The sequence below is a fragment of the Bacillus sp. REN10 genome (assembly GCF_016820555.1).
Taxonomy (GTDB): domain Bacteria; phylum Bacillota; class Bacilli; order Bacillales; family Domibacillaceae; genus Bacillus_CE.
In genome coordinates, this window is the sequence record NZ_JADHDW010000002.1 from 433,154 (window position 1) to 451,744 (window position 18,591).

The following is an 18,591-nucleotide window of genomic DNA, read 5'->3' on the forward strand; positions in this document are numbered from 1 at the left end:
AGATTGTTATGTTTGATTTATTAAAGCATGGAAAGCAAATACAGCCAATTGTAGAAGAAATAGAACAGCAAATCATCGACGTCCACCGCGCGATTGATCGTCAGGCAGAAAGCAATCAGTTTCGTGTATTGCGCAGCTTTCAAAATCACCAAGTCAGTGACTTTCATTTCACCCCTTCGACAGGGTATGGGTATGATGACACAGGGAGAGACACGCTGGAGCAAATATATGCCGAAGTATTTGGCGGGGAAAGTGCTCTCGTTCGACCGCAAATCATTTCAGGCACTCACGCGATTTCAATCGCCCTTTTTGGTGTATTAAGACCTGGGGATGAGCTTTTGTATATCACGGGGAACCCATACGACACGCTTGAAGAAATTGTCGGCATTCGTGGAAATGGAAATGGTTCACTAAAAGAGTTTGGCATTAGCTATAAAAGCGTATCATTATTAGATGATGGGTATCCTGACTATGCGGCGATTAAAGCCGCTATTCAACCGAATACAAAAATGATCGGTATCCAGCGCTCGAAAGGGTATGCGGTTCGCCCGTCGTTTACGATCGATGAAATAGCAGAGATGATTCGGTTTGTGAAAGAAATAAATCCTGAAATCATTGTGTTTGTCGATAACTGTTACGGTGAATTTACAGAAGATCGTGAGCCTTGTCATGTAGGGGCGGACTTAATAGCAGGATCTTTAATTAAGAATCCTGGTGGCGGTTTAGCGAAAACAGGTGGCTATATCGCTGGGAAAAAAGAGGTAGTAGAAAGTTGTTCTTATCGAATGACTTCCCCGGGTATTGGAGCGGAAGCGGGAGCGAGTCTTTATAGCTTGCAGGAAATGTATCAAGGCTTCTTTTTGGCCCCTCATGTTGTTGCCGAAAGTTTAAAAGGAGCGGTATTTACGGCGGCTATTCTTGAAAAGCTCGGAATGACAACCATGCCGAAATGGAATGAAAAACGGACGGATTTAATTCAAGCGGTTCAATTTAATGATCGCGATAAAATGGTTTCATTTTGCCAAGCAATTCAATTTGCCTCTCCAGTGAATTCTCACGTTACCCCGTATCCGAGCTATATGCCAGGGTATGAAGACGATGTGATCATGGCAGCAGGCGCCTTTGTGCAAGGAGCAAGTATAGAATTATCTGCCGATGGTCCGTTGCGTCCTCCATATGCTGCTTACGTACAAGGTGGATTAACGTATGCTCATGTGAAAATTGCTGTATGTAGCGCTATTGATCATTTAATGGAAAAGAACTTAATATAGTTTGATCACAAAGCTAACCTCAATAGACTGATGATGAGGTTAGCTTTTTTTGAAAAGAATAAAAACGTCGTGCGGATTTTATTGATTCATAAAACCTTTAAAAAATCATGTAAGAAAACCTAACATGAGTTTGACAAGTTTTATGACGTGATATATAATTTTCAACAGAAAGAGAAAGGGGGATCAAGATGAGCAGTCATATTAGACGTTCGATGCCGCTTTTTCCAATAGGAACAGTGATGAAGCTGACTGATTTATCCGCTAGGCAAATTCGCTATTATGAAGAACATCAATTGATTCAACCAGAACGAACAGATGGGAATCGTCGTCTCTTTTCTTTGTACGATATTGATCGATTATTAGAAATTAAAGATTTACTGGACCAAGGAATCAATATGGCAGGAATCAAGAAGCTTTTGCTAGATGAAAAACATTTTGAACCACACCAGAATTCAAAAGAACAAGGGGAAGAGCAGAAAAAGAATTTCACGGATGAGGAGCTGAGAAAATTGTTGCGTAAAGAATTAATTAACGCGGGACGTTTTCATCGAAATGGGTATCCTTATGGTGAAAGAAATCGCTTTTTTCATTAATCTTTTGATATAAACTTGTATTTGAAAATGAGGAGGAAGTATTTTTTATGGGAAAGTATACTCGTGAAGACATTATGAACTTAGCAAAGGAAGAAAACGTTAAATTTATTCGTTTGCAGTTCACAGACATCTTAGGGACAATCAAAAATGTGGAAATCCCTGTTAGTCAGTTGGAGAAGGCTCTGGATAATAAAATGATGTTTGATGGATCTTCAATTGAAGGATTTGTACGAATTGAAGAGTCTGATATGAACCTTTATCCGGATCTTGATACATGGGTAGTTTTTCCGTGGACAGCAGAAAAAGGAAAAGTAGCTCGCCTCATTTGTGATATTTACAAACCTGATGGAACTCCGTTTGAAGGCGATCCACGAAATAATTTAAAAAGAGTTTTAAAAGAGATGGAAGAACTAGGATTCTCTAATTTCAATCTAGGACCAGAGCCGGAATTTTTCTTGTTTAAACTAGATGCCAATGGAGAACCAACTCTTGAATTAAATGATAACGGCGGTTATTTTGATTTAGCACCAACAGACCTTGGTGAAAACTGCCGCCGTGATATTGTATTGGAATTAGAAGAAATGGGATTTGAAATTGAAGCTTCCCACCATGAAGTGGCGCCAGGTCAGCATGAAATTGATTTTAAATATGCAGATGCTGTAACGGCATGCGATAATATCCAAACATTTAAATTAGTTGTTAAGACGATTGCTCGTAAGCATGGCTTGCACGCAACATTTATGCCGAAGCCATTATTTGGAGTGAGTGGTTCAGGTATGCATTGCAATATGTCTTTATTTAAAGAAGGAAAAAATGCCTTTTTTGATGAAAATGGCGAGTTGCAGTTAAGTGAAACAGCTTACCAATTTATTGCAGGTACAATTAAGCATGCGAAAGGGTTTACAGCGATTACAAATCCAACGGTCAACTCTTACAAGCGTCTAGTTCCAGGATATGAAGCGCCTTGTTATGTTGCGTGGTCTGGACAAAACCGTAGTCCGCTTATTCGTATTCCAGCTTCTCGCGGGATGAGTACACGTGTAGAAGTGCGCAGTGTCGACCCTGCAGCCAACCCATATTTAGCAATGGCTGTCCTTTTACAAGCTGGTCTTGACGGCATTAAAAATCAAATGACACCTCCTCCAGCAGTTGATCGCAATATTTATGCGATGAATCTAGAAGAGCGCGCGCAAGAGGGTGTAGAAGATTTACCTTCCACTTTAGCGCAAGCTTTAGAACTTCTTAAAAAAGATGAAGTCATTCAATCAGCCCTTGGCGCACACATTTTAGAACACTTTATTGAAGCGAAAGAAATTGAGTGGGATATGTTCCGCACACAAGTTCACCCTTGGGAGCGCGAGCAATATTTGCAAATGTATTAATAGAGAAACCCCTTGAGCCATAAGGCTTTGAGGGGTTTTTTATCGGGCAGTTTTGTATATCTATTATCCAAAAATGCAATTGCCCGACTTTTGCCCGATATATTTTCAAAAAAATTATTCAAGAACATTTCGCATATGTTCTTCGAATTTATTCATATTGTCATTTTCGATTTTCTTGCTGATATGTGAATATACATCAGATGTAATTTGGATACTTCCATGACCAAGGCGTTCTTGTAAATATTTCATATCTGCACCAGCCTCTAATTGTAATACTGCATGGGTATGTCGTAACGAATGTATTGGTAACGATGGTAGTCCGCATCGATCTAATATCTTTGCGAATGAATTGAAAAGGCTAGATTTCGGCATGTAGTTTCCATCGTTTCGGCACAGTACCAAATTAAAATCAAATTTATATACGTCATTTAAAGCTATTTTATTTTGATTCTGGTAGTTCTGATGAAATCGCAGATCGTTTGTTAGTGACTGGCTGATCGTGATAATTCGTTTCGAGTTATATGTTTTTGTATCACCAAACATTTGATTCGGATTCTTTGACGCTTCTTTAAAGTCGAGTGATTTGTTAACGTTAATTGTACGTTCTTTTAAATTCACATCACTCCACTGTAAAGCCGCAGCTTCTCCTTTTCTTAATCCGGTCTCTATCAACACTTTGTAAAATATCCAGTAGATGTAATCGTATTTGTATGCTTCTCTTAAAAAATTTGCAATGTGTTCTGACTCAATAAACTTAATGGCTTCTTTTGGTTTTTGCTTCCCTTTTATAGTCACACCAGTACAAGGATTTTTTGTAATTTTACCAAGTACGATAGCTTTTTCATAAGCGCTATACAAGGTCCCATGAATAATTTCTACAGTCCGTTTACTGTAACCTTGATCAGCAAGGTGATTAATAAATTTTTGATACATGACTGGTTTTACATCTTTTAAAAATACATTTTTAAAATACGGTACAATGTGTTTTTTAATATTTTGCTCATGCAATTCGTAAGTGTTTTTTGCAATGCTCCCTTTTTTAAATTCAACCAACCATGTTTCAAGATATGATTTCAACGATTCTTCAGTTAACTCAAACCCTTCGCGAATTAATCTCTCTGCTTCTTCAGCTGCTAATTTTGCTTCAGCTTTACTTGCAAATCCTTTCTTAGACTTTTCTCTCATTTTCCTTGTGATCGGATCCTGATAATAAATTCGATATTCCCAAAAATCTTTATTATGATTTTTCTTTTTATATTTGTGGAATGTAGCCATTTTTATTAACTCCCTTTGAAAAAATATTTTTGAGGTGTAAGTCGTGGTGATATTTTGAAGTTGTAATAATTTCGGTGTAAAAGTCAATGAAGTAATTGACTTCGGCATCCAGTGAGATTAACTCACTGTTCGACCCAAATGAAATCATAAAGCTCTTCTATTGAAACATTAAGCTGATAGGCAATATTCTTAGCTGTCTTTAGTGTCATTTTGCTTTCATTAGTAGCATAAGCATTAATTTGTTGCTTTTTCATCCCTAACTTATCAGCTAGATCTACCTGAGATAGTTTTCTTTGTTTTAAGATTTCATTGAGTCGACATTTGCCGACGATATACACCATTTCACCGCCTAATCATTGAATTATGGGGCTGACACTGTATAAAAATTTACCGATGATTTTTATATCTTCACAGTTTTGTTGAGAGTATTGTTGATCTTTGAAGTTTGGGTAAAATGAACAGGGTTCTAAAATAATTAAATCAGTAAACTTGTATACCCTTTTAAGTGTAGCGCTGTCTCCATTAACTATAACTGCCGCAATTTCACCGTTCTCGACCGATTGTTGCTTCTTAATGATTGCGTAATGACCATTTGGTACAACTTTATTCATACTTTCTCCTTTAACAACTAATCCGAAAAGCTCATCATCATTTTTTGTTTCGTATGGAGGTCTAATTTCATCTACAATATTTTGGATTGCTTCAATAGGAGTACCTGCTGATATAGTCCCTATAATAGGAATTTTTGTTTCTTTTTTTATGTTACTTACTAACTCAAGTTTCCCATCAATAATTTCAACAGTTGAATCTTTATACGTCGTATCAATATCTGCTTTAGTTACTCCGAACACTGTTGCCATCTTTTCTAGTGCACCAGCTCCTGGTTTAGATCTGTAGTTCATATAATCACTAACCGTACTTTTGGCAACACCTATTCTGTTTGCTAAATCTGATTGAGTCATGTTGTTTTCTTTAAGCAGCCTTTTAATATTTTCGACTATAGCTTTTTTTTGTTGTTCAACCACGTTTTCACCCCCTTTTAAAGTATGTATTTAAACAATATCATAATACGAATAATTCGTAAAGCATGAAGAAAGTACGTTTTTTTCGAAAAACATTATTGGAAATACGTAAAATTAGTAATATAATCAAAAACATGGAGGTGCTTTTAGTATGAGAGTGACAAAGAGAACATTAAACGAATTAAGAGAAAGTGCTGGGCTGAATCAAGCTGAACTCGCCGATATCTTAGAAATATCACCAAAAACACTTTGGTTATATGAGAAAGATTCATCGAATATTCCTGATGAGTTGATTAAAAAATATATGTATTTATTCGATGTTCCCTATGAAGAAATTTTTTTTGGTATTAAGTACGAAAAATTCGTACAAGTAAAAGCAAGGGTAATTGAAAGAGCTAATAACCTTAAGAAAATAGTGTAAAGTCCTTTGACTACTAAAAGGAGGCTATAATCTATGATCAATGTTCAAGTAGATGAAATGATGATTGAACAACTTTTTATTGAAGAATTGAAAAAGCATCTTGATCGAATTGATCGGAGCCGTACCCTGTGGGACATGAAAGAACTTTGCCGTCAAGTCTCCATGTCAGAAAACAATATCAAAGAGAAGTTTTTTTATGATCCTCGTTTTCCAAAACATAAAATTGGGGGCAAATGGTATTTTCCGGCACAGGAATGCGAAGAGTTTTTACTCTTATGGATTAAAGAACAACCAACTAATTAATTGAAAGTGAGGTGACTAAGTCATGAACTTAAAAACCATCGCTAATGACATGCTGCCTGTTTATGAAAATGAATATGACGAAAAGCTGATCAATGCTCGCGAACTACACGAGCAACTATTAGTCACTACTCCATTTCATAAGTGGATCGAGCGTCGAATTGAAAATTACGGATTCGTTAAAGGAGAAGACTTTTGGACATTTTTGTCCGAAAGTGACGGAGGAAGACCAGCAACTCAGTTCTTCTTTTTATTAGATGCTGGTAAAGAAATTGCCATGTTGGAGAGCAACGAACAGGGAAGAGCGATACGCAGATACTTTATCGAGGTAGAAAGGCGATTTCGACAACAGAAGCCGCAAAGTGTTGAGGACCTCATCATCATGCAAGCTCAAAGTATGAAAGAGATCCGGCAGACTGTCGAACGGCAAGGTAAAGAACTGGAAACAGTAAATCACCGTTTAGACAATATCGATCGAATCGATACAATCGGGGACTTGCAACAAAGGTTGAATGCCATGGTTAGAAAATTGGCTCAACAACAAGGTTTGACATTCCAAAAAGCCTGGAATGAATTCAGAACGGCCTACAACACAGCCTATCATACAAACCTTAAAGCGAAGCTAAACAACTATAAAGAAAAGCATGCGTTGAAGTCATTGACGATCCCTCAGTATCTATCTTTAACGAACCAGTTGCAAGATGCCATTCGAGTAGCGGACAAGCTATTAAATCAAAAGGAGAGAGCGGGATGATGAGATGTGCTACAAGCCACTCCTCTAGAAGAACTAGATTAAGAGAGTTTGTGCTTGAAATGCAAAAGCAAGGAATAAAAGTCGAAAGCGTGGTGAAGAAACGTGAATGGAGTATTAACAGCCAGCAGATTGAAAACTGCTGCGGAAGTCAGAAAAGAATGCGAGAAAATGCGTAACAACCCAGTTTTGTTGCTTGCTTTTGAACTTAGCCTAAAACAAAAAATGTTCGAAATGAATAAAAACAAAAGAGCGGTGAGTTAAAAAGGGGTGACGAAAAAGTAGTTATGGTCTATGAGGTTGAGTTTGTAAATGATGTACACGAAGTCATGTTAACGGCATTCATATACGCTAGCACCGTAACTGAATGCCGTAACGAAGCAAAAAGTCTCTTAAAAGAAAAATTATTAAGTCCATCATATCACATTTACATTATGGAGTGCGAGTTGTATGCGTGAATTTGAATACGCCATTCCCCATGAGATTGTCAGCCTTTACAGAAACAAAGAGGACTACATCGAACGGATTAAAAGTCATTTCCGCTTAGTACATCCAGACCTAAAGTTGAAACAAGTAGTAGGGAAGACAGCGGTATTAGTTAAGCAAAGCGGGTGAGATTATGAGTAAATTACTTTTGGATGAAAGGCCCTTAGTTATCATTCCTTCTTTAGCAACAAAGATCGGGCTGAACGAATCGATTATCCTACAGCAGGTCCACTACTGGTTGCAAAGTAGTGAGCATGAACATGATGGTCGTAAATGGGTTTATAACACGTATGAACAATGGCAAGAACACTTTCCGTTTTGGTCCATAAGTACAATTCGCCGCTCTATTAAAAGTTTAGAAGATGCAGGTTTACTAATTGCCGGAAATTTTAATAAGCGGAAAAGTGACAAAACGAAATGGTATTCCATTGACTTTGAAAAAGTGGAGGGGTTGAACAGTCCATCTGTTCAAAACGAACAGTCCGAGTGTTCAAATTGAACAGAACGTTACCAAAGAGTACTTCAAAGAGTACTTCAGATATTAAAAAAGAAGTTGAAGAAGATGCGCCTGTTCATGACCCAGTGAACAATCCATTTGATTTTTGGGAAAACAACGGATTTGGAACGCCTGGAAGTTTAATCACTCAAAAGATTATTTCTTGGTGTGAAGATCTTTCAGATGAAATGGTTATATACGCAATGCAGCTGGCAGTGGAAAACGGCAAGACGAATTGGAATTACGTAGAGACGATTCTTAGAAGCTGGGCACAGAAGAGATTTACGACTGTTGCTCAAGTTAAAGCGGATCAATTGGCATTTAAACAGCAGCGGTCTCAAAGAAAACAGCCTCGTGGTTATGGTCGTCCTATTCGTGAAGAAAAAGTGCCGGATTGGTTGAACAAACAAAATGATCAACAACAAGAAGCAGAATGTGCAGAATTCAAAAAAGAAGAACTAGAAGCGCAGCTAAAAAACGAGGCAGAGATCGAGAGGAAACGAGCAGAGCTAGAAGCAAGAATTAAAAACAGGCGATTAGGTCGTCAACGTGAATAAACTAACGCTGGGTCAACTCTACTATTTGGCGCGCTATACGAAATACAGAGCCGCTGCATTGCGAGAACTGCAAAGGAGAGTGAATTCCTATGCAAGTAAATAAATTTCGTTTTAAGAACCCAGCATTTCAGAAAGCATTTGAAGAAGGATTTGCTTTAGGAAGAGAGCACGGGATTAACAAAGCTACAAACTTTTTTAAATACAAGTTTGAGAGATTAGCAGAAGTTGAGGGCATTGGTCCAAAAACGCTTAAAAAAATAAAAAAGGCACTTGGGAAGGAGTATTTTGAATGAATTTTGTTGAAGAGTTGAAAAATTTGCAAGTAATGCAACATGAACTGGATGAGAAGATCATCGAAACAAAAGGGTTGGAAGGGCAAGATCTATTTTTAAATATGCTGCTAGCTTTGTACACAGAAGTTGGAGAGATGGCTAATGAATGGCGAGGATTTAAACATTGGAGTGATGATCAGGAACCAAGATATAAGGTTGAATGCCATTGTTGTAGAGGAAAAGGTGGTTTTACTGGAGTGTTTTCATCTATTCCAGACGAAAAGGAAATGTGTACTTATTGTAATGGATCAGGTATTCAAGAGCGTCCGCTACTTGAAGAATATGCAGATTGCTTTAGTTTCTTGTTGCACATTGGGAATGAACTAGACTTCCAGCCAATATTTTTATTCGAAAATGACATTGATGCAGGAAAGCCAATTACGGTGCGATTTTTAGAACTACACGGTGGTATATCCGTTCTCTATCATAACTGGAAACATGATGAACCATGCTTAGAGATCTATGAGTTCACGTTGAATAGGTTTTTATTCCTTGGTGAAGCGTTGGGATTCAGCCGAGAGCAGATCGTGGCCGCTTACAAAGAAAAGAATGCTATTAACCACGCGCGCCAAGAGAGCGGCTATTAGGAGGGCGCTATGATCAAAACAGGCACGGTGGAGAAATCAAAAGAAGTGCTATGCCAAGACTGTTACACGTTGGATCGTATAGCTGCTCGATTTGATCGAATGCAAATCAATTTAGTGACTGTTGTAAATAAAGAAAGAGGACTTGGAGAATTTCAAAAAGTTCTGTCGCAACGCAAAAGGCAGGAGAAGTTTTCTCGCTATCCACAAAGCCTGCTTCAGAGCATGTTCAAACACTGGTAACCGCTCATCATTCAGCGGACCACTTGAAAGGGGGTGTCAATTTGAAGATCAGTCATGCGAACAGAGGGAAAGCATTGCAAAACGTTATTAATCTTACAAATCAGATTTACAGATTGAAAGGCTGGGCGGTCGTTGACGAAGTACCGACTCCTACTAAAAATATCCGTGGACACATCGCATATGAAAAGAAGAGCACAGTCGATTATTACGGTATTACCCACGGCCGAGCACTTGCCTTTGACGCGAAAAGCACTAGGAATAAAACACGTTTTGATTTAAAGAATGTTCATGCACACCAAGTAGATTACTTACAGAGATTCAAAGATCAAGGTGGCCTTGCTTTCTTCATTATCGAATTTGCCACGCTGAATCAGTCGTATTTTGTGCCATTTGATTTCTTGCACAAATACTGGCTAGCAGCGGAGAATGGTAGACCCAAGTCGATTCCAATTGCAGACATTGATCTGAATTGCGAAAGGATTCGATCTGAAAGGGGTGTTGCCCTTGATTATTTAAAATACTGCAGTTAATGCAACGAAAAGGATGAGGAAAATGCAATTTTGTTTAAATAGTTTCGCGGATGGCGCAATGGCTGAACGCTTTAATCAAGAAATGCAGAAAGTAATTGAAAATATCATGGACCCAAACACGGATCCCACAAAAGCAAGAAAAGTAACTTTGACGATCAGTGTTAAATCAAATGACAAACGCGAATTAATTAATGTAGCCGTACAAGGGAAATGTACATTAGCAGCGGCAAAAGATGTTGAAACACAGTTGCTAGTGGACTATGACGGTAACGGAAAAGTAACGGCTGGCGAGCTCAAATCTGGAGCAAAAGGTCAAACATTCATGGATACAGAAGGCGATATCAGCACGGACACAGGTGAAAAGATCGTTAAGTTTAAATAAATTAGCCCCATTCAAATAAAACACACTATTAGGAGGAATTTTTCATGATTAAAGAAGCATTTGAATACATCGTAGGTTTAGGAAATACACGCATGGTAGAGGTGGGAAACCAGCAATTCTCTACTCAGCGCTTGCACCTGGTTCCAGAACCAACACCGGAAGCTTTAACGGTACACAGCCTTTCTGGACTAATTGAATATATCAGCTCCAAATTTGATGGTGAAGACAAAGTGATGATCCACGTAAAGAGCCCAACAAATGTTACTTGTTTTTCATCTTACAATAACGACTTTAACCGTGAACATTTCATTACAGCTAAAGCGATGCTGCCTGAATTCACGTTTGACCGCTATTATGATTCAGAAGATTTCAACATCAAGCTTCAAAGTGTGTTTGTAAAAAACGATGACCGTGACATCATGTTGAAAGTCGTTGGCAATATCAAAGAGGAGAACGTGAGAACAGTCGGTGATGATGGAGTCAGTCAAGCAGTGCAAGCTAAAACAGGTGTAGCAACAGTTGGTCTAGTAGAAGTGCCGAATCCAGTTTCATTAAAGCCATACAGAACTTTTGTTGAAGTGGATCAACCAGAAAGTAATTTCATTTTCCGTATGCAACAAGGACCACGTTGTGCATTGTTTGAAGCAGATGGCGGTGCATGGGAACTGCAAGCGATGAGAAACATTAAAGAATATTTAGCCGCTGCTCTTGAAGTAGAAATTGAATCAGGTCGTGTAGTCATTATCGCTTAAAAATACAATACTCAGGCCGCTTCGCTGGATCGTAACTGCGGAGCGGCAAGGAGGTAAATGTAAATAGTGAAAGTTGTAATCAGAGATGATCGTACGAAATGGATGCAGCAAGAGGACAAAGAGTACACGTGCCGGACATTTTGTTCTTGGTACCGCCGCTGTTCCAGTCGCGTTGGATATGATTGTACGAAGTTTCGAGGGGACATCATCCCTGCTATTTCTAACAGAAAATAAAAAGGAGAATGGATATGTACTTAGTGATTGTAAAAAATGTAGTGGGCGGGCATAACATTAAGAAATTTGAATCCTTGGATGAAGCGAAAGAAGAAGTAAAAAAATGTGTCGAATTTGGCAAACGAGATGTGGCTATTGCTCAAGAGATTCCGATGAAGTTGAAGGTTGAAGTGGAATGTTGATGAATAGGGCTAGTACAAAACCTTATAGTCCAGTTGCTCAAGCGATCAGGGAAGCGGCCGCTGCAGGAAATGAAGTCGCTCAGTATCTTATCAGATCAAAGGATTACTTTACTCAGAAAGTAGAGAGACAGAGGAAAGAAGACAGCGTTAAATTGTTGCAACAAAAACTGGCTTGTACGAAGCATTCTAAAAAGCGAAAAGTAATCAAACAACAGCTAGATAGAGCACTAGAAATGAGAGCGGCAAAATGATTAGTTTATTTCATCTTTTATCGATAGCAAATCTAGTGGTGTCGTTATATTTAGTCTTGATCTATGGGTTATTACAAAATTGGCCACAAATGGCCGCTCATATTATTAAGGCTCTCGGATGGTCGGTACTGGCTACTATAAGTGGAAGCGGGGGTGAAGAACATGAGTGAAAAAAAGAAGGAATGTCGGACTTGTCATTATTGGGAGAAAAGAATGGGAAATCTGGGGCGGTGCGATAACGGGTGCAACCCGCGATACATTTTAGGAGCAAAGGATGCATTCACACATGATCAGCATCTATGTGAATGGTATTGGCCGAAACAGCAGCAAGAAGCTACTAACGAATAATAAAAAGCCGGGGTTTCTCCCGGCTCTATCAAAAAATACAGGTATGCAGTGATTATAACAGATGAATGTTCGACACATATTACAACATAAAAGGAGGAGTTTACATGGAAGAGACAGCTTTCAAAGGAACTGTTCTGGAAGGAAGGGAAAGACGGTACACCGTAATCAATGAACGCGATGTAAAAAAGTACGTGCCACAAGGAGCGCAAGAAGATTTTCATGCCTCTTTCAATAATCTCTGTGATTGGATCGAGGAAGGCCGCCAACTGGATGGGAAGAAACCTTACAACTCCCATATTGTCATTAATACAGATGAACCGTATATTGATGAAATTATCGCCGTTATGAAAAAGCATGGTCATTTTAAAGAAGAATAGACACAAAATATGCAGTAAAAAAACCGACAAGGTTGCCGGTTTCTACAAAATTAATGATGATTCATAAAATACAAAAACCAAACTGCATGATTTTGTTCGTCAGCTGCGGCTTGTATAAATGCGTTTTTAATAATTGGATTATTAGTACTTCGCGCGATATCGTGATAGAAGTCTACTGTTTCTTGTTCATCCTTAAATGCAGCAAGTATTCCATTTCGAAAATTTGTTGGGCATTGTTCTGTTATCTGTGGGGAAGGTTGTCTTCCTGTTAGAGATGTATAGATATGCGAAAAAGTTTGAAAGTGTCTAATTTCATCATTTCTTATCTCAAGGATACGCTTTTTAATTTCAAGATTTGGCGTCTGGTTTGCCAATTGTTTGTAGCAGTGAATAGCACTATATTCACCGTTGAGCGCTTTAGATATATCATTAATGATTTCCAGGTTTGGAGAAGACTCTCTGACATAATATTGCACTTTACTATCACTCCTTTTAATCAATATATGGGTCGGCCTGATTAAATGAATCTTGTCTTATTAGAGTGATATCTTTGATGCGTAGTTTGTTGAAAACCCGACAGAGAGGAGGGAATTAAAGTGCCACAAACATTAGTAGTTAATCATGGTGAGTTTGATATTTTATGTGATTTTTTAAATGGCGATGGATTGCACGCTGAAATAGAGTAATTTATCGTCCGTTGATAAATCGCCAGATAAAAGAAGGAGGAAATAATATGCATCAATTATCACTACTTGAAGTGGCTGACAAGTTATTTTTCAAAAAAGATGAGCCGCAGCCTTTCACGGTTAAAGCCAAAGGTGACAAGTTTATTGTAGCGACAGTGGAAGATGGTGATCATAAGCGATACACGATTATCGATACTGAAAAAGGGGTGTGTGGTCCTCACGATCGCACATTTAACCCATACGATTTCACGAAGCAGCAAGACATAGATAAATGTCTTTCAGACATGGTTGCTGGCGAATACGGTATTAAAATTTCGCGTCGCCATAGCGCACCAATTGAAGATGTCATCGATGTTGAAGAAACGCTATATCAAAAGGCATTAGATTTTTTAACTGTTATTAAAGAACTTGACGATCTTTATCCATCGATTTCAACGTTTCAGCGGAGATTTAGGATTGGGTTTGCAACTGCAGATAGAATGATTAATCGTATGGAAAAAGAAGGGTACATTAGTGAGTTTATTGGTGGTGTTCCGAGAAAGGTGTTAAAAACGAAAAGGTATGGGCATTGGGAGTAATAGCTTGGTGAGAGGGGATTTATCAGCTCAATTAGGAAAGCAATGATGTGAAGAAAAAATTTAATAAAAAATGTCTCTTTTCGAATAAAAACTAGTGTTTTGAACAATAGTGTAAATAGGAGGTGAGTTTGTGAGATTAACTGAAATAGAAATAGATTCCGGTACAAAAAGATTAATAGATGTATTGGAAGTGCCAAACAATTGTGTTGTAGTAATCGGTGATGGAAAAGCTAAAATTAGGGAGCTGCCTGAGCATGGTGAATATAAAATTATTATGCATCAAGGCAAAGTAAAACGATTGAAAAAAGAAGAGGGGGAAGAATTTTGAGTAATATTTGGGAGATAGCAGGAATAACAGCAAACATTGTAGCGGCTACTTCCGCCGCTTTAGCAGCCATATTTACTTATTCCACAGTAAAGACTGCAATGAGTACAAATAAGTTGGCAGCTAAACAAATAGAAATGAATCGTGAGTATCAGGAAAAATCGCTAAGGCCATCAATATATATTAAAAAGTCATCATTCGATATAAATTTGGGAGGTGATTTTTTAAGCGATTGGGAAAACGATACAGAGCAATATAGACCAAGGTATGCTTCGGATTATTGTCTACTTGCAGAAAATCTCGGAAACGTGCCTGCAAGAAATATTGAATATTCAGTTGGGATTGAAAATATAGAAGAAATTAAAAAAATCATTGAAAAGAATGAGACAGATATTAAAAGGCGTACACAAGTTGGAGTGAAATTTAAGGAAGATGAATCCCAAAAGAATGTATATAACGTGCAGTTTTTAAGAACATATGATGGATATGTAAAGTGTCCTACGTTTAAAGCCACACACTACATTGAAGAATTAGGCTATTTAAAGAGCTATCAGTCTACTGAAAATTTTAGCGGCGAAATATATTTACCAAAACTTTTCTTAATTTTTATAAATATACTAAGAGATCAGATTGGAATCGATTATTTGTTGCCTAAGTTAATTATAAAATTTAAATATTTTGATCCCTACTCAACTTGTTATTATCAGTCGTTTGTATTAACGCCCGTGATTCGCAATTATGATATGTTCAATCCTAATAAATATTTTGGTTATTTTGAAGTAAAAGAATTGATTAATAAAAAATGTGATGAATAATAAGTTCTACCAGCCAACTGGAGGACACCAAAACTTTAGAGTAGCTTTACAGCTGCTTTAGAGCTTGGTGTCCTTTTTTATTGGTCCAAATCGGACCAATATGGACCACAACCAAAGGAGTGATCATATGAACGCTAAACAACTATCAATGTTTAATGATATCGATGAGAAAGAGGTTCAAGATTTAATTATTACGGAGTTAAGAAACTATCGCGCGCTTAAGGTTCAGATTGAGAATAAAAAAGAACAAGAAGCCGCTGGAGTTATTGATTTGTTTCCTTCTGTACGGCAACAAGACCGCCTTAACGAATTGAAGGTGAAGCAGATTGACCGCGCTTTAGAGCATAGCTTAGATTTTATCGAACGTAGAATCATCGAAATGAAATACTTCACATCCGAGGAGACGAAAGATATTAATATTTATTTGGACCTTGGATTAAAGAAAGGAAAATACTATGAGAAAAAAAGAGCAGCCATATATCGTCTTGCGACAGCACTTGGAGTCATTTAAGTGCTGTTATTTTTACGAACAAAAACCGGACAAAAATCGAACAAAAAGGGTACCAAATTGGGGACCTTTTTATTTTCCTAACAGCGGTAACATTTTCTTATCAACTATTTAGTTGGTAGTAGACGCATCTTTCCTTTATCAATGGTGTACTCGGATGGATCGAATGGCGATGAAGGTTACTAGCTGTACAGGGGGAGTAATCGGAGCCTAGCAGTATTGCGCACGATCGGCACGGGGATGCAATTGGTGAGAGTCCAATGCAAGGTGTGGTGAAACAATGGCCTGCCACTTACTCAATCCTAGCTATCCTCCTGGGTGATTGAACAGAAGTGGAGAACCTAAAAAATATAAAAGCAAATAGCATAAGGCGGTGCTTACTAAGGAGAGACGTATATGAAAATTAGGGAGCATTTATCTACAACAGATAAAAAGAAATTGGCTGCTCTTTCTGTAGAAGAAGAAAAGCTTACTAGGCAAGATATTCTAGAGTTAATGGGAACCAAACGAGTGCGAGGCAGCATGAGAAGGAAATAATATAATAAAATCGATAAAACACCCTTGAAAAATATCGTTTACTTCACATAATTTCAGAGAATGAATAAGTTCATTCAAAATTTATTTTAGGAGGACGAGCAACTTGTTTATAAGAAAAGTTTTGGGTGTTGCGGTTGCGATTTTAGTTGGCCTGGTCTGGGGTCTATGTTTTTTTTGTGAATTATTTACATCCTTCAAGTGAAATTCGATGTAGACGCCATCCTTGCGGTTGCGTTTTTTTACCTTCCATTTCCAGTATAATTATTGGAAAAGGAGGATGCACATGAAAGAGAAGCTTGAATCATATTTATTACCTTTGTTTATAATGGGTGCAGTTATTTTAAACTTCATTATTTTTTATGCAGTAATGAAAGTTTTCGGTGTTTGGGAAAAAGAAATTACAGCTGCTATTATAGGATTTCTAGGTTCAATAATAGGTGGCATTTTAACTTTAGTTGGTGTAAGACAGACAATACAGTATCAAGAAAGAGAAAAATATTTAAATAGCGCAACTGAAAAGTTAATAGAATTAGAGGAATTTGAAGAAAATTTAAGTGTGTATCTAAACAGAGTATTTATGTACGAGTTATCATTCAACGGGAATGAAGAAGACTATAAAATACTGTTGAAAATTGCGAAGGATCTTTACGAGGATCTAGGTAGGCACAGAAAAACAGTTTATAAATATTTGGATGTTGATGAAGTTCGAATTATAAATTCGTTTCAAAAATCTTTACGAGCAATCATAGTTAAATCTAATCACACTGAAGAAGATATAAGAAAGTGTGTTTATAGAATAACATCTATTTGCAATATCGCTTTAAAAAGCAAGGACAAACACCTAGAAAAATATTATGAGTACAGAAGACAACAAAATAAAATTTGGTGAAAACCTTTTGTAGAAGTGGTGGTAAAATACATATGATGACCTTGATATAATCTATAAAAAACAAACGGAGAATGAGATGACTGGGAAACAATTAATATTAGAGGTATACCAGTGGTTAAAAGCAATAGGAATCGGGGCAATAATACTCTTAATTATCAATAAATATATAGAGAATAGGATTAGAAGTAAATTTGATAAAGAATTAGAGAATCATCGAAATAATCTATTAAAAGTTACTGAAAAGATGAGGTTTGACTTTCAAAGAAAAGTTCACGATTTTAGTCTATATACTAATAAGAGGCATGAAGTTTATCCAGAAATCTACAAACACATATTAATTACCGATTCAATGATTATGAGATTAAAACACCAACGAATTTATCTTACATGGGAGGGGTTTAATGAAGAAGATCTTCTTGAATATATGAATAACCATCGTGTTCCAAGACGCGAATCTGATGAGATTATTCGATTATGGAAGTTTGATAAAAATGCATCAGTAAAAAGGTTAAGACAGTGTTTGAAGATGCTTGAATATCAGGATGCTGAGTATCAGTTAGAAGTTTTTCAAAGTAAGGTATATGAAAACGAGTTGTTCTTATCTGAAGAAACAAGTACTTACTGTATAGCCATTATAGAAAATCTAAATTCATTATTGATTAACTATCATTTTCTTGATGATGAAACCCTTGCGGAAGATAGGAACATTGAAAAGGGGATCTTATCTCAAAAACATAAACTTAGAAAGACCATGAAAAAAGAATTATCTATTGGAGATTATAAGGCACCTTAACCGGTGCTTTTTCTATGTCCAAAACAAACAAATAGTGTTTAATCATTAGAAATTTATAGAAAAATAGTTAAATAAAAACACAAATTAACTTGACTTGAGTAAAGTTATTTAGTATAATTAAAGTATAGAAAGGAGGGAGAACAAAGTGGCTGAAATCGCATTAGCACTAGGAATCGTACTTACAGCACTAACCATAGTCGAAAAAATCCTAGTCATCAAAAACCAAATAAAAAAGCCCAAAACTAAACGCCAACCCCGCAAGAGAAAGCGTAAATAAGTTTTGAGCGAGGGAGAGAAGTTCGGGCTTCTCTTCCTTACCTAAATTATAACATAAACAGCCACTTATTAAACTGATGAAAAAAATTCAAGAATCGACGAATGATGTGTTCATTTTTCTAGGGTTGATTTACCTAATATTTTTAGATGAACACGTACCGAGCGGCATGCTAAAAATAGGCTTGTATATTTGTCTCATTATCTTCTTTGTAGTATCAATAATAGAGAAGTCGCTAAGTATATACGAACGAGTTAGAGCGAAAAGAGGATGAGGGATATGCACCAGTTGAATAGTCGTGAAGACATTGAAGAGTTTTTGCAAAATCACATTGTAAATACGTCAGAAGCCATCGAAATTTTAGGATGCAGCAGACAGTATTTAAATCAATTAATCAAGAGCGGTGTAATTAAGCCG

Annotated in this window: 33 protein-coding genes; 29 read left to right on the top strand and 4 right to left on the bottom strand. The window is 37.1% G+C overall.

Annotated elements, in window-relative coordinates:
- The first annotated feature begins 8 nt into the window (after positions 1–8).
- From IRB43_RS05385 to glnA, 3 genes are all read left to right on the top strand, one after another.
- A complete protein-coding gene (locus IRB43_RS05385; RefSeq protein WP_203362405.1) occupies positions 9–1,271 on the top strand; it encodes a methionine gamma-lyase family protein in 1,263 nt (420 codons plus the stop codon).
- A gap of 188 nt (positions 1,272–1,459) precedes the next feature.
- Entirely contained in the window at positions 1,460–1,864 is a 405-nt protein-coding gene (locus IRB43_RS05390; protein WP_203362406.1) for a MerR family transcriptional regulator, read from the top strand.
- 47 nt (positions 1,865–1,911) lie between these two features.
- Positions 1,912–3,246, top strand: a complete 1,335-nt coding sequence (gene glnA, locus IRB43_RS05395) for a type I glutamate--ammonia ligase (RefSeq protein ID WP_203362407.1) — start codon at positions 1,912–1,914, stop codon at positions 3,244–3,246.
- 114 nt (positions 3,247–3,360) lie between these two features.
- On the opposite strand, the gene IRB43_RS05400 is transcribed toward glnA, so the two are convergent.
- From IRB43_RS05400 to IRB43_RS05410, 3 genes are all read right to left on the bottom strand, one after another.
- Entirely contained in the window at positions 3,361–4,521 is a 1,161-nt protein-coding gene (locus IRB43_RS05400) for a tyrosine-type recombinase/integrase (protein WP_203362408.1), read from the bottom strand.
- Between the two features lie 122 nt (positions 4,522–4,643).
- A complete protein-coding gene (locus IRB43_RS05405; protein WP_238941808.1) occupies positions 4,644–4,862 on the bottom strand; it encodes a helix-turn-helix transcriptional regulator in 219 nt (72 codons plus the stop codon).
- Positions 4,863–4,874: 12 nt separating this feature from the next.
- Positions 4,875–5,546 (bottom strand): S24 family peptidase, encoded by a 672-nt coding sequence (locus IRB43_RS05410; protein WP_203362409.1) that lies wholly within the window; start codon positions 5,544–5,546, stop codon positions 4,875–4,877.
- A 148-nt stretch (positions 5,547–5,694) separates the two neighbouring features.
- On the opposite strand from IRB43_RS05410, the gene IRB43_RS05415 reads away from it, so the two are divergent.
- From IRB43_RS05415 to IRB43_RS05495, 18 genes are all read left to right on the top strand, one after another.
- Positions 5,695–5,964 (top strand): helix-turn-helix transcriptional regulator, encoded by a 270-nt coding sequence (locus IRB43_RS05415; protein WP_203362410.1) that lies wholly within the window; start codon positions 5,695–5,697, stop codon positions 5,962–5,964.
- A gap of 33 nt (positions 5,965–5,997) precedes the next feature.
- A complete protein-coding gene (locus IRB43_RS05420) occupies positions 5,998–6,267 on the top strand; it encodes a hypothetical protein (RefSeq protein ID WP_203362411.1) in 270 nt (89 codons plus the stop codon).
- Between the two features lie 22 nt (positions 6,268–6,289).
- A complete protein-coding gene (locus IRB43_RS05425) occupies positions 6,290–7,018 on the top strand; it encodes an antA/AntB antirepressor family protein (protein ID WP_203362412.1) in 729 nt (242 codons plus the stop codon).
- Positions 7,015–7,194, top strand: a complete 180-nt coding sequence (locus IRB43_RS05430; RefSeq protein ID WP_203362413.1) for a hypothetical protein — start codon at positions 7,015–7,017, stop codon at positions 7,192–7,194. Before IRB43_RS05425 ends, IRB43_RS05430 begins: the two co-directional genes overlap by 4 nt.
- 271 nt (positions 7,195–7,465) lie before the next feature.
- Positions 7,466–7,630 carry a hypothetical protein gene (locus IRB43_RS05435; RefSeq protein ID WP_203362414.1) on the top strand — a complete coding sequence of 55 codons (165 nt, stop codon included), beginning with the start codon at positions 7,466–7,468 and terminating at the stop codon, positions 7,628–7,630.
- A 4-nt stretch (positions 7,631–7,634) separates the two neighbouring features.
- Positions 7,635–8,000, top strand: coding sequence for a helix-turn-helix domain-containing protein (locus IRB43_RS17760; protein WP_238941809.1), 366 nt, complete (start codon positions 7,635–7,637; stop codon positions 7,998–8,000).
- Complete coding sequence (locus tag IRB43_RS17765) at positions 7,997–8,554, top strand: DnaD domain-containing protein (RefSeq protein ID WP_238941810.1); 558 nt, start codon at positions 7,997–7,999, stop codon at positions 8,552–8,554. Before IRB43_RS17760 ends, IRB43_RS17765 begins: the two co-directional genes overlap by 4 nt.
- A gap of 89 nt (positions 8,555–8,643) precedes the next feature.
- Positions 8,644–8,847 carry a hypothetical protein gene (locus IRB43_RS05445; RefSeq protein WP_203362415.1) on the top strand — a complete coding sequence of 68 codons (204 nt, stop codon included), beginning with the start codon at positions 8,644–8,646 and terminating at the stop codon, positions 8,845–8,847.
- Positions 8,844–9,473 carry a dUTP diphosphatase gene (locus tag IRB43_RS05450; RefSeq protein WP_203362416.1) on the top strand — a complete coding sequence of 210 codons (630 nt, stop codon included), beginning with the start codon at positions 8,844–8,846 and terminating at the stop codon, positions 9,471–9,473. Before IRB43_RS05445 ends, IRB43_RS05450 begins: the two co-directional genes overlap by 4 nt.
- Positions 9,474–9,482: 9 nt before the next feature.
- Positions 9,483–9,713, top strand: a complete 231-nt coding sequence (locus tag IRB43_RS05455; RefSeq protein WP_203362417.1) for a hypothetical protein — start codon at positions 9,483–9,485, stop codon at positions 9,711–9,713.
- Between the two features lie 41 nt (positions 9,714–9,754).
- Entirely contained in the window at positions 9,755–10,243 is a 489-nt protein-coding gene (locus IRB43_RS05460) for a Holliday junction resolvase RecU (protein ID WP_238941811.1), read from the top strand.
- 22 nt (positions 10,244–10,265) lie between these two features.
- Positions 10,266–10,625: a replication terminator protein gene (locus IRB43_RS05465; RefSeq protein WP_203362418.1), complete on the top strand. Its 360-nt coding sequence runs from the start codon at positions 10,266–10,268 to the stop codon at positions 10,623–10,625.
- 44 nt (positions 10,626–10,669) lie between these two features.
- The gene (locus tag IRB43_RS05470; protein ID WP_203362419.1) at positions 10,670–11,377 is read left to right on the top strand and encodes a hypothetical protein; all 708 of its coding nucleotides are present in this window, start codon (positions 10,670–10,672) and stop codon (positions 11,375–11,377) included.
- A 66-nt stretch (positions 11,378–11,443) separates the two neighbouring features.
- Positions 11,444–11,611 carry a hypothetical protein gene (locus tag IRB43_RS05475; RefSeq protein ID WP_203362420.1) on the top strand — a complete coding sequence of 56 codons (168 nt, stop codon included), beginning with the start codon at positions 11,444–11,446 and terminating at the stop codon, positions 11,609–11,611.
- Between the two features lie 14 nt (positions 11,612–11,625).
- Entirely contained in the window at positions 11,626–11,793 is a 168-nt protein-coding gene (locus IRB43_RS05480; protein ID WP_203362421.1) for a hypothetical protein, read from the top strand.
- Positions 11,793–12,044: a hypothetical protein gene (locus tag IRB43_RS05485; protein WP_203362422.1), complete on the top strand. Its 252-nt coding sequence runs from the start codon at positions 11,793–11,795 to the stop codon at positions 12,042–12,044. Before IRB43_RS05480 ends, IRB43_RS05485 begins: the two co-directional genes overlap by 1 nt.
- A 162-nt stretch (positions 12,045–12,206) precedes the next feature.
- Positions 12,207–12,392 (top strand): hypothetical protein, encoded by a 186-nt coding sequence (locus IRB43_RS05490; RefSeq protein ID WP_203362423.1) that lies wholly within the window; start codon positions 12,207–12,209, stop codon positions 12,390–12,392.
- Between the two features lie 104 nt (positions 12,393–12,496).
- On the top strand, positions 12,497–12,769 hold the full coding sequence (locus tag IRB43_RS05495; protein WP_203362424.1) for a hypothetical protein: 273 nt from the start codon (positions 12,497–12,499) through the stop codon (positions 12,767–12,769).
- A 50-nt stretch (positions 12,770–12,819) separates the two neighbouring features.
- On the opposite strand, the gene IRB43_RS05500 is transcribed toward IRB43_RS05495, so the two are convergent.
- On the bottom strand, positions 12,820–13,245 hold the full coding sequence (locus IRB43_RS05500; protein ID WP_203362425.1) for a ferritin family protein: 426 nt from the start codon (positions 13,243–13,245) through the stop codon (positions 12,820–12,822).
- 257 nt (positions 13,246–13,502) lie between these two features.
- On the opposite strand from IRB43_RS05500, the gene IRB43_RS05505 reads away from it, so the two are divergent.
- The 8 genes from IRB43_RS05505 to IRB43_RS17965 all read left to right on the top strand — a co-directional run bounded on the left by IRB43_RS05505 (position 13,503) and on the right by IRB43_RS17965 (position 18,177).
- Complete coding sequence (locus IRB43_RS05505; RefSeq protein ID WP_203362426.1) at positions 13,503–14,033, top strand: DNA translocase FtsK; 531 nt, start codon at positions 13,503–13,505, stop codon at positions 14,031–14,033.
- Between the two features lie 130 nt (positions 14,034–14,163).
- Positions 14,164–14,361 carry an XtrA/YqaO family protein gene (locus tag IRB43_RS05510; protein WP_203362427.1) on the top strand — a complete coding sequence of 66 codons (198 nt, stop codon included), beginning with the start codon at positions 14,164–14,166 and terminating at the stop codon, positions 14,359–14,361.
- On the top strand, positions 14,358–15,173 hold the full coding sequence (locus tag IRB43_RS05515; RefSeq protein WP_203362428.1) for a hypothetical protein: 816 nt from the start codon (positions 14,358–14,360) through the stop codon (positions 15,171–15,173). The genes IRB43_RS05510 and IRB43_RS05515 overlap by 4 nt, the downstream gene beginning before the upstream one ends.
- Positions 15,174–15,300: 127 nt before the next feature.
- Entirely contained in the window at positions 15,301–15,684 is a 384-nt protein-coding gene (locus IRB43_RS05520; protein ID WP_203362429.1) for an ArpU family phage packaging/lysis transcriptional regulator, read from the top strand.
- 393 nt (positions 15,685–16,077) lie between these two features.
- Positions 16,078–16,218, top strand: coding sequence for a hypothetical protein (locus IRB43_RS05525; RefSeq protein WP_203362430.1), 141 nt, complete (start codon positions 16,078–16,080; stop codon positions 16,216–16,218).
- A 283-nt stretch (positions 16,219–16,501) separates the two neighbouring features.
- Positions 16,502–17,107, top strand: coding sequence for a hypothetical protein (locus IRB43_RS05530; protein WP_203362431.1), 606 nt, complete (start codon positions 16,502–16,504; stop codon positions 17,105–17,107).
- A 76-nt stretch (positions 17,108–17,183) separates the two neighbouring features.
- On the top strand, positions 17,184–17,900 hold the full coding sequence (locus IRB43_RS05535) for a hypothetical protein (RefSeq protein WP_203362432.1): 717 nt from the start codon (positions 17,184–17,186) through the stop codon (positions 17,898–17,900).
- Positions 17,901–18,045: 145 nt separating this feature from the next.
- Entirely contained in the window at positions 18,046–18,177 is a 132-nt protein-coding gene (locus IRB43_RS17965) for a hypothetical protein (protein ID WP_275296750.1), read from the top strand.
- Positions 18,178–18,591 lie beyond the last annotated feature (414 nt).

Excerpts from the sequence above, each read along its gene's own strand:
- IRB43_RS05385 (WP_203362405.1), top strand. The coding sequence starts at position 9 with ATGTTTGATTTATTAAAGCATGGAAAGCAAATACAGCCAATTGTAGAA.
- IRB43_RS05390 (WP_203362406.1), top strand. The coding sequence starts at position 1,460 with ATGAGCAGTCATATTAGACGTTCGATGCCGCTTTTTCCAATAGGAACA.
- glnA (WP_203362407.1), top strand. The coding sequence starts at position 1,912 with ATGGGAAAGTATACTCGTGAAGACATTATGAACTTAGCAAAGGAAGAA.
- IRB43_RS05400 (WP_203362408.1), bottom strand. The coding sequence starts at position 4,521 with ATGGCTACATTCCACAAATATAAAAAGAAAAATCATAATAAAGATTTT.
- IRB43_RS05405 (WP_238941808.1), bottom strand. The coding sequence starts at position 4,862 with ATGGTGTATATCGTCGGCAAATGTCGACTCAATGAAATCTTAAAACAA.
- IRB43_RS05415 (WP_203362410.1), top strand. The coding sequence starts at position 5,695 with ATGAGAGTGACAAAGAGAACATTAAACGAATTAAGAGAAAGTGCTGGG.
- IRB43_RS05420 (WP_203362411.1), top strand. The coding sequence starts at position 5,998 with ATGATCAATGTTCAAGTAGATGAAATGATGATTGAACAACTTTTTATT.
- IRB43_RS05425 (WP_203362412.1), top strand. The coding sequence starts at position 6,290 with ATGAACTTAAAAACCATCGCTAATGACATGCTGCCTGTTTATGAAAAT.
- IRB43_RS05430 (WP_203362413.1), top strand. The coding sequence starts at position 7,015 with ATGATGAGATGTGCTACAAGCCACTCCTCTAGAAGAACTAGATTAAGA.
- IRB43_RS05435 (WP_203362414.1), top strand. The coding sequence starts at position 7,466 with ATGCGTGAATTTGAATACGCCATTCCCCATGAGATTGTCAGCCTTTAC.
- IRB43_RS17760 (WP_238941809.1), top strand. The coding sequence starts at position 7,635 with ATGAGTAAATTACTTTTGGATGAAAGGCCCTTAGTTATCATTCCTTCT.
- IRB43_RS05445 (WP_203362415.1), top strand. The coding sequence starts at position 8,644 with ATGCAAGTAAATAAATTTCGTTTTAAGAACCCAGCATTTCAGAAAGCA.
- IRB43_RS05450 (WP_203362416.1), top strand. The coding sequence starts at position 8,844 with ATGAATTTTGTTGAAGAGTTGAAAAATTTGCAAGTAATGCAACATGAA.
- IRB43_RS05455 (WP_203362417.1), top strand. The coding sequence starts at position 9,483 with ATGATCAAAACAGGCACGGTGGAGAAATCAAAAGAAGTGCTATGCCAA.
- IRB43_RS05465 (WP_203362418.1), top strand. The coding sequence starts at position 10,266 with ATGCAATTTTGTTTAAATAGTTTCGCGGATGGCGCAATGGCTGAACGC.
- IRB43_RS05470 (WP_203362419.1), top strand. The coding sequence starts at position 10,670 with ATGATTAAAGAAGCATTTGAATACATCGTAGGTTTAGGAAATACACGC.
- IRB43_RS05480 (WP_203362421.1), top strand. The coding sequence starts at position 11,626 with ATGTACTTAGTGATTGTAAAAAATGTAGTGGGCGGGCATAACATTAAG.
- IRB43_RS05485 (WP_203362422.1), top strand. The coding sequence starts at position 11,793 with ATGAATAGGGCTAGTACAAAACCTTATAGTCCAGTTGCTCAAGCGATC.
- IRB43_RS05490 (WP_203362423.1), top strand. The coding sequence starts at position 12,207 with ATGAGTGAAAAAAAGAAGGAATGTCGGACTTGTCATTATTGGGAGAAA.
- IRB43_RS05495 (WP_203362424.1), top strand. The coding sequence starts at position 12,497 with ATGGAAGAGACAGCTTTCAAAGGAACTGTTCTGGAAGGAAGGGAAAGA.
- IRB43_RS05505 (WP_203362426.1), top strand. The coding sequence starts at position 13,503 with ATGCATCAATTATCACTACTTGAAGTGGCTGACAAGTTATTTTTCAAA.
- IRB43_RS05520 (WP_203362429.1), top strand. The coding sequence starts at position 15,301 with ATGAACGCTAAACAACTATCAATGTTTAATGATATCGATGAGAAAGAG.
- IRB43_RS05525 (WP_203362430.1), top strand. The coding sequence starts at position 16,078 with ATGAAAATTAGGGAGCATTTATCTACAACAGATAAAAAGAAATTGGCT.
- IRB43_RS05530 (WP_203362431.1), top strand. The coding sequence starts at position 16,502 with ATGAAAGAGAAGCTTGAATCATATTTATTACCTTTGTTTATAATGGGT.
- IRB43_RS05535 (WP_203362432.1), top strand. The coding sequence starts at position 17,184 with ATGACTGGGAAACAATTAATATTAGAGGTATACCAGTGGTTAAAAGCA.